Source organism: Pseudomonas sp. LW8 (genome assembly GCF_041956865.1).
GTDB lineage: Bacteria > Pseudomonadota > Gammaproteobacteria > Pseudomonadales > Pseudomonadaceae > Aquipseudomonas > Aquipseudomonas siliginis.
This window is the reverse complement of record NZ_CP168138.1, coordinates 24,194-43,137: the sequence shown is the minus strand read 5'-3', so window position 1 is coordinate 43,137 and position 18,944 is coordinate 24,194. Positions and strand designations below refer to the sequence as shown.

The 18,944-nt window shown below is 61.1% G+C and carries 2 protein-coding genes; one reads left to right on the top strand and one right to left on the bottom strand.

Annotated features, from left to right (window positions below):
- Positions 1-29: 29 nt before the first annotated feature.
- Positions 30-1,382, bottom strand: a complete 1,353-nt coding sequence (locus tag AB9L16_RS00410) for a TolC family outer membrane protein (RefSeq protein ID WP_375122957.1) — start codon at positions 1,380-1,382, stop codon at positions 30-32.
- Positions 1,383-1,743: 361 nt separating this feature from the next.
- Here AB9L16_RS00410 and AB9L16_RS00405 point away from each other — a divergent pair, with 361 nt between their 5' ends.
- Complete coding sequence (locus tag AB9L16_RS00405; protein ID WP_375122956.1) at positions 1,744-18,882, top strand: LapA family giant adhesin; 17,139 nt, start codon at positions 1,744-1,746, stop codon at positions 18,880-18,882.
- Positions 18,883-18,944: the final 62 nt, after the last annotated feature.

The window sequence follows — 18,944 nt, the reverse complement described above, 5'->3', positions numbered from 1 at the left end:
GACACTCTTTAACAGTTGGAAGGGATAACTCAGTTCATCCCAGGCAGCTGGACCTTGGGCTTCACGTCGTTCTGCACAACGGATGCCAACGGCGCGACCGCTCCCTGGCTTTTGAGCAATTGGCCCATGGTCGCCTTGATTCGGTACTGAGTAAATAACTGAATGTTCTTGATTTCCGCCAGACGCCGCGAGGCGGTAAACAGTTCGTTTTCGCTGTCGAGCAAATCCAGCAGGGTGCGTTCGCCGAGGCTGAATTGACGCTGGTAGGCGGTACGCACCGAGGTGCTGCGATCGACGTATTGCTGGGCGATCGGCACTTGGGCGTTGGCATTGTTCAGCGCGTTCCAGGCGAGGCCGAGCTCTTCATTCAACTGACGCAGGGCGTTGTTGCGGATGTCCAGCGCCTGGTTGGCCAGGTACGACTTGGATTCCAGATCGGCCTTGTTGCTGCCGCCGGAATACAGGTTAAAACGCATGCGCAGCATGGCCTGCCATTCGTTGTTGTGGCCGTTCTGACCATCGAGATCGTTGTCGGCGGAGCGGCCCAGTTCGGCGTCGAAACGCGGGTAGAAGGTCGATTTGGCGGTGGCGAACTGCTTCTCGGCAGCGGCGATGTCCGACTCGGCGGAACGCAGGATCGGGCTGTTTTCCAGCATTTGCGCGCGGGCTTCATTGAGGTTGGCCGGCATCATCGCCATGAACGGCGCCGGGCGCTCGAGCTGATCGGGCATCTGACCGACGGCGCTGAGGAAGTTGGTTTCCGCATCGGCGAGGTTGGTCTGCTCGGTGATCAGATTGTTGCGGGCCTGGGCCATGCGCGCTTCGGCCTGATCAAGGTCGGCACCGCTGCCGACGCCGCGCTGGGTGCGCAACTGGATCTGGTCGTAGATGCGCTGGTGGCTCTTGAGGTTCTCCTCGGCCAGACGCACGAATTCGCGACGGGTCAGCACGTCCAGATACACCTGGGCGACGGTCAGTGCAGTACGCTCGGAAGTACCCAGCAGCGAGTAAGCACGGGAGCTGACGTTGGCTTGTTGACGCGCAACTTCGTTAGACGTCGCGAAACCGTCAAAAACCATTTGCGAGAGACGTAAACTTGACTCGCTGCGGTTCAACGTCTCCCAGTGATTGCTTCCACCGTTCGCTCTCGTGGTCACACTGTCAGTGCCTTCACGGCCATAACCGCCCAGCAGATCGACCTTGGGCAGGTATCCCCCTTTCGCAGCCTTTAACTGATAATCCGCCGCCAATCGACTATTGACCCCCGCCTGAATCTCCGGATGGACATCCAGCGCCTGTTGCATGGCTTCTGGTAAGGATTGTGCTTGTACAAAAGAGGCGGCGAGAGCGAAGGGAGCGGCAAGGAGCAAAAGCGAACGCATGGTTGGAATTTTCCCGGAACTTCTTGTCTTGAATCACAGCAGAAACGTGGTGCTGCGTCGGATGATGGCAACCCGAAAGACCGTATGTCGGAAAGTTCAAAACAGGAACTGGATGACAGGCTGAAGGACAGGTCGCCGCGGAAATATCAATGTGACATTAGTGGGGCGATTGTTTAGGATGGCTCCCAGAAGGTCAATAGTTTGGCATAAAGTTAATCGCGATAATTTATAGCCAGATTATTGACGGAAATACAGCGTCAATAAGTTATCCATTTATAGAAAGTACGTCCAGACTGAAGTGGCGCCGACGCCCGTCAGGTCCATGGAAGTCAACTGAATGTGACACCCCGGAGAGTCTTCAATGAGCAGTGTTGTTGCCGTCGTCAAAAGCATTGTCGGTCAGGTTTTCGTGGTGTCCCCAGAGGGCGTGCGTCGCGTACTCGTTGAAGGCGATCGCCTGTATGTCGGCGACCAGATCGATACCGGTCTGTCCGGCGCGGTGTCGCTGGAACTGGCTGATGGCCGCATGCTCGATCTGGGCCGTGACACCCAGTGGAGCGCCAGCTCGCCTGACTCCAGCACTGACCTGGCCGAAGCCACGGCGCAGGCTGCGCCTTCTGTAGAAGAACTGCAGCAAGCCATCGCCGCCGGTGTCGACCCGACCACCGCACTCGAATCCACCGCGGCCGGCCCGACCGCCGCAGGTACCGGCGGTGCGGCCGGTGGTGGTCACAGCTTCGTCATGCTCGACGCTACCGCTGGCCGCGTCGATCCGACCATTGGCTTCCCCACGGCGGGCATCAATTCTGCCGGGCAAGTCGCGCAGGACACCACGGGCGGCCTGACCACCGACACCACCACCAACGCACTGCGTGACTCGACCCTGAGCCTCAGCGCCACGCCGACCATCACCGAAGCCGGCGGCGTGCTGGTGTACACCGCGACCCTGACCCAGGCGCCGCTGACCGACCTGACTATCACCCTGTCCAACGGCGCAGTCATCGTCATTCCCGCCGGCGCCACCACCGGCACCGTCAACGTGCCGCTGGCACCGAACGACACGGTCTACAACGACCCGAGCCAGATCGACGTGACCGTCACTGGCACCAGCGGCGGCAACGGCATCACCGTGACCCCGCCGACTATCCCGGCGACCACGCAAGTCACCGACACCGTCGACACCACTACCGTCACGTTGACGGCTGGTTCGAGCTTGACCGAAGGCGGCCAGATTACCTACACCGCGACGCTGACTAACCCGGCGCAAACTCCGGTCACCGTCACGCTGTCGAATGGCTCGACCATTACCATTGGCGCTGGCCAGACTACCGGCACCGTCAACGTGCCGACCCCAGCCAATGACGTTTACAACAATGGCAGCACCGTCAGCACCACGATCACCGGGGCTACCGGCGGCAACTTCGAAAATCTGGTGCCAAACACCACACCTGCCGTTACCACGATCACTGATTCGGTCGACAACACCGGGCTGACCCTGACTGCGACCAACAATATCGTTGAAGGCGGTCAGATCACCTACACCGCGACACTGACCAACCCGGCGCAAACCCCGGTAACTGTCACTCTGTCCAACGGCTCGACCATCACCATTGCGGCTGGCGAAACCGTGGGCACCGTCAACGTGCCGACTGCGGCCAATGACGTCTACAACAATGGCAGCACCGTCAGCACCACGATCACTGGCGCTACCGGTGGCAACTTCGAAAACCTGGTGCCGAACACCACACCAGCCGTTACCACCATCACAGATTCGGTCGACAACACCGGCCTGACCCTGACCGCGACCAACAACATCGTTGAAGGCGGTCAGATCACCTACACCGCAACGTTGACCAACCCGGCGCAAACCCCGGTAACCGTCACTCTGTCCAACGGTTCGACCATCACCATTGCTGCCGGCGAAACCGTCGGCACCGTCAACGTGCCGACTGCGGCCAATGACGTTTACAACAATGGCAGTACCGTCAGCACCACGATCACTGGCGCTACCGGTGGCAACTTCGAAAACCTGGTGCCAAACACCACACCAGCCGTGACCACCATCACCGACTCGGTCGATGACACTGGCCTGACCCTGACCGCGACCAACAATATCGTTGAAGGCGGTCAGATCACTTACACCGCGACACTGACCAACCCGGCGCAGACGCCGGTTACCGTCACCCTGTCCAACGGTTCGACCATCACCATTGCGGCTGGCGAAACCGTGGGCACCGTCAACGTGCCGACTGCGGCCAATGACGTCTACAACAATGGCAGCACCGTCAGCACCACGATCACTGGCGCTACCGGTGGCAACTTCGAAAACCTGGTGCCAAGCAACACGCCTGCGGTCACCACCATCACCGATTCGGTCGACAACACCGGTCTGACCCTGACTGCGACGAATAACGTCGTCGAAGGCGGTCAGATCACTTACACCGCGACACTGACCAACCCGGCACAAACCCCGGTAACCGTCACTCTGTCCAACGGTTCGACCATCACCATTGCTGCGGGCGAAACCGTCGGCACCGTCAACGTGCCCACAGCGGCCAACGACGTCTACAACAATGGCAGCACCGTCAGCACCACGATCACTGGCGCTACCGGTGGCAACTTCGAAAACCTGGTGCCGAACACCACACCAGCCGTTACCACCATCACAGATTCGGTCGACAACACCGGCCTGACCCTGACCGCGACCAACAACATCGTTGAAGGCGGTCAGATCACCTACACCGCAACGTTGACCAACCCGGCGCAAACCCCGGTAACCGTCACTCTGTCCAACGGTTCGACCATCACCATTGCTGCCGGCGAAACCGTCGGCACCGTCAACGTGCCGACTGCGGCCAATGACGTTTACAACAATGGCAGTACCGTCAGCACCACGATCACTGGCGCTACCGGTGGCAACTTCGAAAACCTGGTGCCAAACACCACACCAGCCGTGACCACCATCACCGACTCGGTCGATGACACTGGCCTGACCCTGACCGCGACCAACAATATCGTTGAAGGCGGTCAGATCACTTACACCGCGACACTGACCAACCCGGCGCAGACGCCGGTTACCGTCACCCTGTCCAACGGTTCGACCATCACCATTGCGGCTGGCGAAACCGTGGGCACCGTCAACGTGCCGACTGCGGCCAATGACGTCTACAACAATGGCAGCACCGTCAGCACCACGATCACTGGCGCTACCGGTGGCAACTTCGAAAACCTGGTGCCAAGCAACACGCCTGCGGTCACCACCATCACCGATTCGGTCGACAACACCGGTCTGACCCTGACTGCGACGAATAACGTCGTCGAAGGCGGTCAGATCACTTACACCGCGACACTGACCAACCCGGCACAAACCCCGGTAACCGTCACTCTGTCCAACGGTTCGACCATCACCATTGCTGCGGGCGAAACCGTCGGCACCGTCAACGTGCCCACAGCGGCCAACGACGTCTACAACAATGGCAGCACCGTCAGCACCACGATCACTGGCGCCACCGGTGGCAATTTCGAAAATTTGGTGCCTAACACCACACCTGTCGTGACCACCATCACCGACTCGGTCGATGACACTGGCCTGACCCTGACCGCGACCAACAACATCGTTGAAGGCGGTCAGATCACTTACACCGCGACACTGACCAACCCGGCGCAGACGCCGGTAACCGTCACTCTGTCGAACGGTTCGACCATCACCATTGCGGCTGGCGAAACCGTGGGCACCGTCAACGTGCCGACTGCGGCCAATGACGTCTACAACAATGGCAGCACCGTCAGCACCACGATCACTGGCGCTACCGGTGGCAATTTCGAAAATCTGGTGCCAAACACCACACCAGCCGTGACCACCATCACCGACTCGGTCGATGACACTGGCCTGACTCTGACCGCGACCAACAACATCGTTGAAGGCGGTCAGATCACTTACACCGCGACACTGACCAACCCGGCGCAAACCCCGGTAACCGTCACTCTGTCGAACGGTTCGACCATCACCATTGCTGCGGGCGAAACCGTCGGCACCGTCAACGTGCCGACTGCAGCCAACGACGTCTACAACAATGGCGGCACCGTCAGCACCACGATCACTGGTGCAACCGGTGGCAATTTCGAAAATCTGGTGCCAAGCAACACGCCTGCGGTCACCACGATTACCGATTCGGTGGATGACACTGGCCTGAGCCTCAGCGCCACCGGTTCCGTGGCCGAGGGTGGCCAGATCACCTACACCGCCACGCTGACGAATCCGGCCGGCACCCCGGTAACCGTGACCCTGAGCAACGGCTCGGTGATCACCATTGATGCCGGCAAAACCACCGGCACCGTTAGCGTTCCAGCGCCGGCCGATGACGTCTACAAAGACGCCGGCCAGGTCGAAGTCAGCATCAAGGACGCCACCGGCGGCAACTTCGAAAATCTGGTGCCGAACACTACGCCGGCTGTGACCGAAATCACTGACACCGTCGATACCTCGACGGTGAAGCTGAGCGCAGACACCTCGGTTGCCGAAGGCGGCACCGTGACTTACACCGCCACCGTCGGCGCGCCAGTCACCGGCTCGCCTGTGGTCGTGACGTTGGCCAACGGCCAGAACATCACCATTGGCGTCGGCCAGACCACTGGCTCCATCACCTACACCGCACCGAACGACGCCCTGACCGGCAACGCTCCGCTGACCAATTCGATCACTGGCGTAACCGGTGGCAACTACGAAAATCTGGTGGCGGACAAAACTCCAGTTTCGACCACCGTCACCGACGTGGCCGACACCACCAATCTGTCGCTGAGCGCGACCGCTTCCGTGGCTGAAGGCGGCCAGATCACTTACACCGCAACCTTGACCAATGCTGCTGGCTCGCCAGTGACCGTGACCTTGTCGAACGGCGCCGTCATCACCATCAAGGCAGGCGAAACCAGCGGTAATGTGAGCTTCCCGGCTCCGTCCGACGACGTCTACAAAGACGCCGGCTCCGTGCAGGCCACCATCACCAGCGCCACCGGCGGCGACTTCGAGAACCTCGTTCCGAGTACCACGCCAGCGGTCACTCAAGTCACCGACACCATCGATACCTCGACGGTCAAATTGACCGCCGACACTTCGGTCGCTGAAGGCGGCACCGTCACCTACACCGCCACTGTCGGCGCGCCCGTCACCGGCTCGCCAGTTGTCGTGACCCTGGCCAACGGCCAGAACATCACCATCGCCGTCGGCCAGACCACCGGCAGCGTTACCGCCCCGGTATCGAATGACGTGCAGATCGGTCACGCACCACTGACCAACTCGATCACCAACGTCAGCGGTGGCAACTACGAGAATCTGGTCGCCGACAAGACCCCGGTCAGCACCACTGTGACCGACACCGTCGACACCACCAGCGTCGCGCTGACTGCCACCGGCAACGTCAACGAAGGCGGGCAGATCACCTACACCGCGACGCTGAGCAACCCGGCCGGCGCGCCTGTGACCGTGAATCTGAGCAACGGCTCGGTCATCACCATTGAAGCCGGCAAGACCACCGGCACCGTGACCGTTCCGGCACCTGCCGATGACGTCTACAAAGACGCCGGCAAAGTCGAAGTGACCATCAAGGACGCCACCGGTGGCAACTTCGAAAATCTGGTGCCGGATACTACGCCTGCGGTGACCAATGTTGCCGACACGGTCAACACCACGCACCTGACCCTCAGCGCAGAAAGCTATGTGCTCGAAGGCTCTTCGATCACTTACACCGCAACGCTGACCAACGCCGCGCAGACGCCGGTGACCGTCAACCTGAGCAATGGCCAGACCATCACCATCGAAGCCGGCAAGACCAGCGGTTCGGTGACGATTGCCGCACCGAGCGATGACGTCTACAAGGACGTCAGCAAGCTCACCGTAACCATGACCGATGCCAGCGGCGGCAACTTCGAGAAACTCGACGTCAGCAAGACCCCGGTCAGCACCACGGTCAACGACACCGTCGACACAACCGCACTGACCCTGACTGCCAGCGATACCGTCAGCGAAGGTGGCCAGATCACCTATACCGCGACCCTGAGCAATCCGGCCGGCACTGCGATGACCGTTACCCTGGCCAACGGCGCGGTGATCAACATCGCTGCCGGTGCTACCAGCGGCTCGGTGAATTTCCCGGCGCCCGCCAACACCCCGTACATCGATGGCAGCAACGTGCGGACGGCGATCGCCAGCCACAGCGGCGGCAATTTCGAGCGCGTCGAGGCCGATCGTTCGGCTGTGGTGACCAAAGTCACCGACGCCGTCGACACCACCAACATCAGCCTGAGCGCCACCGGCAGCGTTGCCGAGGGCGGCTCGATCGTCTACACCGCCACCCTGAGCAATCCGGCCGGCACCGCCATGAGCGTGACCCTGAGCAACGGCGCGGTGATCAACATCGCCAAGGGTGCGAGCACTGGCACTGCGACCGTCGCTGCGCCTGGCGATGATGTGTACAAGGACGCCGGCAAGGTCGATGCGAGCATCACCAAGACCAGCGGTGGTAACTTTGAAAATCTGGTGATCGACAAGACTCCTGCGGTAACTGATGTCACCGACACCATCGACAACAGCACGGTTTTGCTGACCGCCAGCGCCAGCGCAGTAGAAGGCGGCGTGGTTGTATACACCGCGTCCGTGACCGCACCGGTCACCGGTTCGCCAGTGCTGGTGACTCTGTCCAACGGCCAGACCATCACCATTCCGGTCGGCGCCAGCAGCGCCAGCGTCAACTTCACCGCGCCGAACGATGCACAGGCCGGCGGCAACACTCTGAGCGTGAAAATCGACGGCGCCAGTGGTGGCAATTACGAAAATCTCGTCGCCGACCAAACCCCGGCGGTGACCTCGGTAACCGACGTCGCCGACACCACCAACCTGTCGCTGTCCGCGACCGGCTCCGTGGCCGAGGGCGGTTCGATTGTCTACACCGCGACCCTGAGCAACCCGGCCGGTACCCCGGTGACCGTAAATCTGAGCAACGGCGCGGTGATCACCATCGAGGCCGGCAAATCCACCGGCACCGTCACCGTTCCGGCACCTGCCGACGACGTCTATAAAGACGCTGGCAAAGTTGAAGTCACGATCAAGGACGCCACCGGCGGCAACTTCGAAAACCTGGTGCCAAGCACCACGCCAGCGGTCACTGATGTCACCGACACCGTCGACACCTCGACGGTCAAGCTGACCGCCACCGAAACCGCGGCCGAAGGTGGCACCGTCACCTACACCGCCACCGTCGGCGCGCCGGTCACCGGTTCGCCTGTGGTCGTGACCCTGGCCAATGGTCAGAACATCACTATCGAAGTCGGCAAGACCAGCGGCAGCGTGAGCACCACCGCGCCGAACGACGTCCTTGCCGGCCACGCGCCGCTGACCAACTCGATCACCAACGTCAGCGGCGGTAATTTCGAAAATCTTGTCGCCGACCAGACCCCGGTCAGCACCACCGTGACCGACACCGTCGACACCACCAACCTGTCGCTCAGCGCGACCGGCGCGGTGAACGAAGGCGGCCAGATTACCTACACCGCAACCCTGAGCAACGCCGCCGGCACACCGGTCACCGTGACCCTGTCGAACGGTGCGACAATCCTCATCGAGGCCGGCAAATCCACCGGCACCGTGACCGTCGATGCACCGAAAGATGACGTCTACAAAGACGCCGGCAGCGTTGAAGCGACCATCCAGAGCGCAACCGGCGGCAACTTCGAAAACCTCGTCACCAGCACAGCGCCGGCGGTGACCACGGTCAACGACACCATCGACACCACCACCGTGTCGCTGAGCGCCACTGCGAACGTCGCCGAAGGCGAAACCGTGGTCTACACCGCGACCGTGGGCGCGCCAGTGACCGGTTCGCCGGTCACCGTCAGCCTGTCCAACGGCCAGACCATCACCATCGCCGTTGGCGAAACCACCGGCAGCGTCAACTACGTCGCGCCGAACAGCCCATTGGCGGGCGGCAGCTCGCTGAGCGTGACCATTGATGGCGCCACGGGTGGCAATTACGAAAAACTGGTGGTCGACGGCAAGTCCGCAGACACCGTGGTTTCCGACACCACCGACACCACCAACCTGAACCTGACCGCCAGCGATTCGGTAGCCGAAGGCGGCCAGATCACTTACACCGCAACCCTGACCAACCCGGCCGGCACACCGGTGACCGTGACCCTGTCGAACGGCGCCACGATCACTATTGATGCAGGCAAAACCACCGGCACCGTGACCGTCGACGCACCTAAAGATGACGTCTATAAAGATGCCGGCAAAGTCGAAGTGACCATCGAGGGTGCGACCGGCGGCAACTTCGAGAACCTGGTGCCAAGCGCGGTTCCAGCGGTGACCAATGTCACCGATACCATCGACACTTCGACGGTCAAACTGACCGCCGATACTTCGGTGGCTGAAGGCGGCACCGTGACTTACACCGCCACCGTCGGCGCGCCAGTCACCGGCTCGCCTGTGGTCGTGACTCTGGCCAACGGTCAGACCATCACCATCGGCGTCGGCCAGACTACCGGCACCGCAACCGCTGTTGCTGCGAACGATGCGTTGGCCGGTAATGCTCCGATCACCAACTCGATCACTGGCGTGACCGGCGGCAACTTCGAAGATCTGGTGGCGGACAAAACTCCAGTTTCGACTTCAGTCACGGACGTTACCGACACCACCAACCTGTCGCTCTCGGCGACCGGTTCTGTGGCTGAAGGTGGCTCGATCGTTTACACCGCTACGCTGACCAACGCCGCTGGCTCGCCAGTGACCGTGACCCTGTCGAACGGTGCTGTGATCACCATCAAGGCTGGCGAAACCAGCGGTAATGTGACCGTTCCTGCACCGTCCGACGACGTCTACAAAGACGCCGGTTCTGTGCAGGCGACGATCACTAGCGCCACCGGTGGCAACTTCGAGAATCTGGTACCGAGCACAGCTCCGGCCGTGACGACTGTCACCGACACCATCGATACCTCGACAGTCAAACTGACCGCCGACACTTCGGTGGCTGAAGGCGGCACCGTGACCTACACCGCCACAGTCGGCGCTCCGGTCACCGGCTCGCCTGTGGTCGTGACTCTGGCCAACGGCCAGACCATCACCATCGGCGTCGGCCAGACTACTGGCACTGCAACCGCTGTTGTTGCGAACGATGCGCTGACGGGCAACGCTCCGATCACCAACTCGATCACTGGCGTGAGCGGCGGCAATTTCGAAGATCTGGTTGCGGACAAAACTCCAGTTTCGACTTCTGTCACGGACGTTACCGACACCACAAACCTGTCGCTGAGTGCGACCGGTTCCGTGGCCGAAGGTGGCTCGATCGTTTACACCGCTACGCTGACCAACGCCGCTGGCTCGCCAGTGACCGTGACCCTGTCGAACGGTGCTGTGATCACCATCAAGGCTGGCGAAACCAGCGGTAATGTGACCGTTCCGGCACCGTCCGATGACGTCTACAAAGATGCCGGTTCGGTGCAGGCGACGATCACAAGCGCTACCGGCGGTAACTTCGAGAACCTGGTACCGAGCACTGCTCCGGCCGTGACGACAGTCACCGACACCATCGATACGTCGACCGTCAAATTGACCGCCGATACATCGGTGGCTGAAGGCGGCACCGTGACTTACACCGCCACCGTCGGTGCGCCAGTTACCGGTTCTCCTGTCGTCGTGACATTGGCTAACGGCCAGACCATCACCATCGGCGTCGGCCAGACTACTGGCACCGCAACCGCTGTTGCTGCGAACGATGCGTTGGCCAGTAATGCTCCGATCACCAACTCGATCACTGGCGTGACCGGCGGCAATTTCGAAGATCTGGTTGCGGACAAAACTCCGGTCTCGACCACTGTTACGGATGTTAACGACACCACCAATCTGTCGCTCAGCGCCAGCAATTCGGTGGCTGAAGGTGGCCAGATCACCTACACCGCGACACTGACCAATGCCGCTGGCTCACCAGTGACCGTGACCTTGTCGAATGGCGCCGTGATCACCATCAAAGCAGGCGAAACCAGCGGCACTGCGACCGTTCCTGCACCGTCCGATGACGTCTACAAAGATGCCGGCTCCGTCCAGGCGACGATCACTAGCGCCGCCGGCGGCAACTTCGAAAACCTGGTTCCGAGTACCACGCCAGCGATCACCCAAGTCACCGACACCATCGATACGTCGACCGTCAAATTGACCGCCGATACATCGGTGGCTGAAGGCGGCACCGTGACTTACACCGCCACCGTCGGTGCGCCAGTTACCGGTTCTCCTGTCGTCGTGACATTGGCTAACGGCCAGACCATCACCATCGGCGTCGGCCAGACTACTGGCACCGCAACCGCTGTTGCTGCGAACGATGCGCTGACTGGCAACGCTCCGATCACCAACTCGATCACTGGCGTAACCGGCGGCAACTTCGAAGATCTAGTCGCCGACAAAACTCCGGTTTCGACTTCTGTCACCGACGTTACCGACACTACAAATCTGTCGCTCAGCGCCAGCAACTCGGTGGCTGAAGGTGGCCAGATCACCTACACCGCGACACTGACCAATGCCGCTGGCTCACCAGTGACCGTGACCTTGTCGAATGGCGCCGTGATCACCATCAAAGCAGGCGAAACCAGCGGCACTGCGACCGTTCCTGCACCGTCCGATGACGTCTACAAAGATGCCGGCTCCGTCCAGGCGACGATCACTAACACCGCCGGCGGCAACTTCGAAAACCTGGTTCCGAGTACCACGCCAGCGATCACCCAAGTCACCGACACCATCGATACGTCGACCGTCAAATTGACCGCCGATACATCGGTGGCTGAAGGCGGTACCGTGACTTACACCGCCACCGTCGGCGCTCCGGTTACCGGCTCTCCAGTTGTGGTAACTCTGGCCAACGGCCAGACCATCACCATCGGCGTCGGCCAGACTACTGGCACTGCAACCGCTGTTGCTGCGAACGATGCGCTGACTGGCAACGCTCCGATCACCAACTCGATCACTGGCGTAACCGGCGGCAACTTCGAAGATCTAGTCGCCGACAAAACTCCGGTTTCGACTTCTGTCACCGACGTTACCGACACTACAAATCTGTCGCTCAGCGCCAGCAACTCGGTGGCTGAAGGTGGCCAGATCACCTACACCGCGACACTGACCAATGCCGCTGGCTCACCAGTGACCGTGACCTTGTCGAATGGCGCCGTGATCACCATCAAAGCAGGCGAAACCAGCGGCACTGCGACCGTTCCTGCCCCGTCCGATGACGTCTACAAAGATGCCGGCTCCGTCCAGGCGACGATCACTAACACCGCCGGCGGCAACTTCGAAAACCTGGTTCCGAGTACCACGCCAGCGATCACCCAAGTCACCGACACCATCGATACGTCGACCGTCAAATTGACCGCCGATACATCGGTGGCTGAAGGCGGTACCGTGACTTACACCGCCACCGTCGGCGCTCCGGTTACCGGCTCTCCAGTTGTGGTAACTCTGGCCAACGGCCAGACCATCACCATCGGCGTTGGCCAGACTACTGGCACTGCAACTGCTGTTGCTGCGAACGATGCGCTGACCGGCAACGCCCCGATCACCAACTCGATCACAGGCGTAACTGGCGGCAATTTCGAAGATCTGGTTGCAGACAAAACTCCAGTTTCGACTTCTGTCACGGACGTTACCGACACCACCAACCTGTCGCTCTCGGCGACCGGTTCTGTGGCTGAAGGTGGCTCGATCGTTTACACCGCTACGCTGACCAACGCCGCTGGCTCGCCAGTGACCGTGGCCTTGTCGAACGGTGCAGTGATCACCATCAAGGCTGGTGAAACCAGCGGTAATGTGACCGTTCCTGCACCGTCTGATGACGTCTACAAAGATGCCGGCTCTGTGCAGGCGACGATCACCAGCGCTACCGGTGGCAACTTCGAGAACCTGGTACCGAGCACTGCTCCGGCCGTGACGACTGTCACTGACACCATCGATACCTCGACAGTCAAACTGACCGCCGATACATCGGTGGCTGAAGGCGGCACCGTGACTTACACCGCCACTGTGAGTGCTCCGGTCACCGGTTCGCCTGTGGTTGTGACTCTGGCCAACGGCCAGACCATCACCATCGGCGTCGGCCAGACTACTGGCACTGCAACTGCTGTTGCTGCGAACGATGCGTTGGCTGGTAATGCTCCGATCATCAACTCGATCACTGGCGTGAGCGGCGGCAATTTCGAAGATCTGGTTGCAGACAAAACTCCAGTTTCAACTTCTGTCACGGACGTTACCGACACTACAAATCTGTCCTTGAGCGCCAGCAATTCGGTGGCGGAAGGTGGCCAGATTACGTACACCGCGACCCTGACCAACGCCGCTGGCTCGCCAGTGACCGTGACCTTGTCGAATGGCGCCGTGATCACTATCAAAGCAGGCGAAACCACCGGCACCGCAACCGTTCCTGCACCGTCCGATGACGTCTACAAAGACGCCGGCTCCGTGCAGGCGACGATCACCAGTGCCACCGGCGGCAATTTCGAGAACCTCGTTCCGAGCACTGCTCCAGCGGTGACGACAGTCACTGACACCATCGACACGTCGACCGTCAAACTGACCGCCGATACTTCGGTGGCTGAAGGCGGCACCGTGACTTACACCGCCACCGTCGGCGCGCCGGTAACCGGTTCGCCTGTCGTCGTGACTCTGGCCAACGGCCAGACCATCACCATCGGCGTCGGCCAGACCACTGGCACCGCAACCGCTGTTGCTGCGAACGATGCGCTGACTGGCAACGCTCCGATCACCAACTCGATCACTGGCGTAACCGGCGGCAACTTCGAAGATCTAGTCGCCGACAAAACTCCGGTTTCGACTTCTGTCACCGACGTTACCGACACTACAAATCTGTCGCTCAGCGCCACCAACTCGGTGGCCGAAGGTGGCCAGATCACCTACACCGCGACCCTGACCAACGCCGCTGGTTCGCCAGTGACCGTGACCTTGTCGAACGGCGCTGTGATCACCATCAAGGCTGGCGAAACCACCGGCACCGCAACCGTTCCGGCCCCGTCCGATGACGTCTACAAAGACGCCGGTTCCGTCCAGGCAACGATCACTAGCGCTACCGGTGGCAACTTCGAAAACCTGGTACCGAGCACCACGCCAGCCGTGACCAGCGTCACCGACACCATCGACACCACCACCGTAAAACTGAGCGCAACCGCCACAGCGGCAGAAGGCGGCAACGTCGTCTACACCGCGACCGTCGGCGCGCCAGTCACCGGTTCGCCAGTGGTGGTCACTTTGGCCAACGGCCAGAACATCACCATCGCGGTCGGCCAGACTACCGGCACCGTAACTGCCGTCGCACCGAACGATGCGCTGACCGGCAACGCGCCGCTGACCAACTCGATTACCAACGTCAGCGGCGGTAACTTCGAAAATCTCGTCGCCGACAAGACTCCGGTCAGCACCACCGTGACCGACACCGTCGACACCACCAACCTGTCCCTGTCGGCGACCGGTTCGGTGGCTGAAGGTGGCCAGATCACTTACACCGCGACCCTGACCAACGCCGCTGGCTCGCCAGTGACCGTGACCCTGTCGAACGGTGCCGTGATCACCATCAAAGCGGGCGAAACCACCGGCACCGTGAACGTTCCAGCGCCAGCTGACGACGTCTACAAAGACGCCGGCACCGTGCAGGCGACCATCAGCAGCGCCACCGGTGGCAACTTCGAAAAACTGGTATCGAGCACCACGCCAGCAGTGACCAGCGTCACCGACACCATCGACACCACCACCGTCAGCATCACTGGCAGCAGCTCGGTGACCGAAGGCCAGACCGCCAGCTATACCGTCAGCCTCAATCACCCGGCGCAGACCGAAGTGACCCTGAAAATCGTCTACAGCGGCACTGCTGCCGACGGTTCGGACTTCACCGGCGTGTACACCGTGAAGATCCCGGCGGGCGCCAGCAGCGCGCAGTTCAACGTCGTCACCCTCGATGACAAGATCACCGAAGGCACCGAGAACTTCGTGGTCAAGATCGATTCGGCTACCGGCGGCAACTTCGAGAACCTCGCGGTCAGCAGCACCAATGGCAGCGTCAGCACCTCGATCATCGACAACGATGCGCCACCGGTGCTGGATCTGGATGCCAACAACTCCAGCGGTGCGACCGGTGCCGATTACAAAGTGACGTTCACCGAGAACACCCCGGGCGCCGGCGTGTCGATCGCTGACACCGACATCAGCATCACCGACCCGGACAGCACGATGCTGACCGGCGCCACTGTGGTACTGACCAACCGTCAGGACGGCGATGCGCTGAATCTGGGCAATAGCGTCAACGGCATCACCATCAATGCCAACAGCACCAACGGCACGGTGACCCTGACCCTCTCGGGTAACGCGACCCTGGCCGACTACATGCAGGCCATCAAGAACATCAGCTTCACCAACAGCAGCGAAAACCCGAGCACCGTGCCGCGCGTCATCACCGTGACGGTGACCGATGGCGGCAACTACTCGAACACGGCGACGACCACGGTCAACGTGGTGGCGGTCAACGATGCACCGGTCGCTGCGCCAAACAATGTCACCGGCACCGAAGACACGCCGCTGGTACTCGGCTGGTCGACCTTTGGCGTCAGCGATGTCGACAGCCCGGCGAGCAGCCTTGGTATCAAGATCACGCAGCTGCCGGGCGAGGGCAAACTGCAGTATCTGGACGGCTCGACCTGGAAGGATGTTGCCAACAACCAGACCTTCAGCAAGGCCGACATCGACGCCGGCAAGCTGCGCTTCCTGCCGGACGCCAACGAGTCGGGCACCAACGGTTACGGCGGCACCGGTCTGGGCAACAATCAGGCGGACTACGCACAGATCAAGTTCCAGCCTACCGATGGCCAGGCGCTGGGCAGCACCGGCACGGTGAAGATCGACATCACGCCAGTGGCGGATGCGCCGACCGTAGCCGTGGCTGACAACAGCGTTAAATCCACCGGCCTGATCAAGGAAGTCTGGACCGGTCTCTCGGGGCTGGGCACTGACGGCAGCGGGGCGAATTCGACCACCCTGAAAAACGTCATCGACGCCGCCGGCAAACCGAACTCCAGCGGCAACGTCACCAACGTGCAGTCTGACGGCAGTGTCGCCGCCGGTACGGCGTCGAAGACCTCTGGCCTGATCTACCTGGAAGCCGGCAAGACCTACAGCTTCAGCGGCGTGGCCGATGACAGCCTGCTGATCACCATCGGTGGAAAGAACGTGGCGTCGGGTACCTGGGGCGCGGGCGGTGCGATCAATGGTTCGTTCACCCCGACCACCAGCGGTTATTACACCCTCGACATCTACCACCACAACCAGAGCGGCCCGGGCAGCTACGACGTCAACCTGTCGGTCAACGGCGGCACGCCAATCGATCTGAGCAACGCCGGCGTGCCGATCTACACCGGTGTGCAGGACCTGATCAACTCGGGCGTGACCGTCTCCGATCTGCACGGCACCAACGGCGAAGGTTATTACGACGGCTACAAGCTCAACACCGGCGCTGAAGGCACCACGGTGAAACTGTCGGCAATCAGCACCGCGCTGACCGACACCGACGGCTCGGAAACCCTGAGCGTGAAGATCAGCGGTGCACCGGTCGGTTCGGTGCTCAGCGATGGCGCGGGCCATACTTTCACCGTTACCGCGAGCAATGGCGAAGCCAACGTCACCGGCTGGAACCTCGGTTCTCTGACCGTGACTCCGCCGACCTACTACAACGGCCAGTTCAACCTGACCGTGACCTCGACGTCCACCGAACAGGTCGGCGGCTCGGCAAGCAGCACCGCGACCATTCCGGTCACGGTAGTGCCTGCGGTGTACAACGCGGTCACCGCCACCTCGGGTGATGACAACGTCATCGGCACCGACGCCAACGACATCATCGTCGCTGACATCGGCGGCCTGACCGTGGTGCCGGGCACCAACTACAACATCGCGTTCATGGTCGACAGCTCGGGCAGCATGAGCACTTCGTCGCTGAACGCCGCGAAAGACTCGCTGACCTCGGTGTTCAACAGCCTCAAGCAAAGCCTTGGCGGCAGCAACTCGGGCACGGTGAACATCTTCCTGGTGGACTTCGATACCCAGGTCAACAAATCGGTGTCGGTGAATCTCAACGACCCGAATGCGCTGACCTTGCTCAAAGCCGTACTCAACTCGATGGGCTCCGGCGGCGGTACCAACTATGAGGACGTGTTCAAGACCACGGCCAACTGGTTCCAGAGCGCCGACGCAGTGGCCAACACCGGGGCGAAGAACCTCACGTACTTCATCACCGACGGCCAGCCGACTTACTACCAGACCGGCGAGCAGACCAACCCGACGCTGTATGGCAACGTGAAACTCGACAGCGTGGTAAACACCAGCAACTACAAGCAGGGCGACACGTTCAGCACCTACATCGACAACTCGCACTACCTGACCATCAACAGTGCCGGCAGCGTTGTGCTGCAAACCTACAACTCGTGGTGGGGCTGGAGCAGCGAGACCCTGGGCACGATTCATGCGCAGGGCGACGGTACTTATGAATTGTCGAACCTCGCGGGTACCGGCAACAGCACCAACTCGTCGACGACCAGCAATTCGACCAGCGGCTTTGCTTTGTTGAGCGGATTGTCGAGCGTCGAAGCCATTGGTCTGAACAACGACGTCAGCCTCAACGACCTCAAGCCGTACGATTCGGACAAAACGCCGCAAACCAACATCGATCCGAAGGATCTGGCCAACTCGATCATCGGCCATACCGAAGCGACGATGCCGGGTAACGACACCGTCAACGGTGGCGAAGGCAACGACATCCTGTTCGGCGATCTGGTCAGCTTCAACGGCATTGCCGGCGAGGGTTACCAGGCGATGCAGGCGTTCGTCGCCAAAGAAACCGGCGTCGACGTCAGCAAAGTCACCACCAGCAACGTGCACCAGTACATCACCGAGCACTATCAGGCGTTCGATGTGTCCGGCGCGCACGATGGCAACGACACGCTGCTGGGTGGCGCAGGCAATGACATCCTGTTCGGCTCGGGCGGCACCGACCTGCTCGACGGCGGCAAAGGCAATGACATCCTGCTCGGCGGCACCGGCAACGACACGCTGATCGGCGGTCAGGGCAATGACATCCTGATTGGCGGTTCCGGTGGCGACACCTTCGTCTGGAAATCAGGCGACACCGGTAGCGATGTGATCAAGGATTTCAAAGCCAGCGAAGGCGACCGCATCGACCTGCGCGACCTGTTGCAGGGCGAGACCGGCAGCACGATCGACAACTTCCTGAAGATCACCACAGTGGATGGCACGTCGTCGCTGCAAGTCAGCTCGGCGGGCAAATTCAACTCGGGCGATGCCGCTGCGGCCACGCCGGACGTGACGATCAAACTGGAAGGCAACAACTGGGCGAGCGCCAACCTGCACAACCTGATTGCCGGCAGCGATCCGACCATCAAGGTCGATCACAACAACAGCTGAGGCTGAAACAACGACGGCCGCCTCCTGTGAGGCGGCCGTCGCGTTTGCTGGCAACGCAGCGG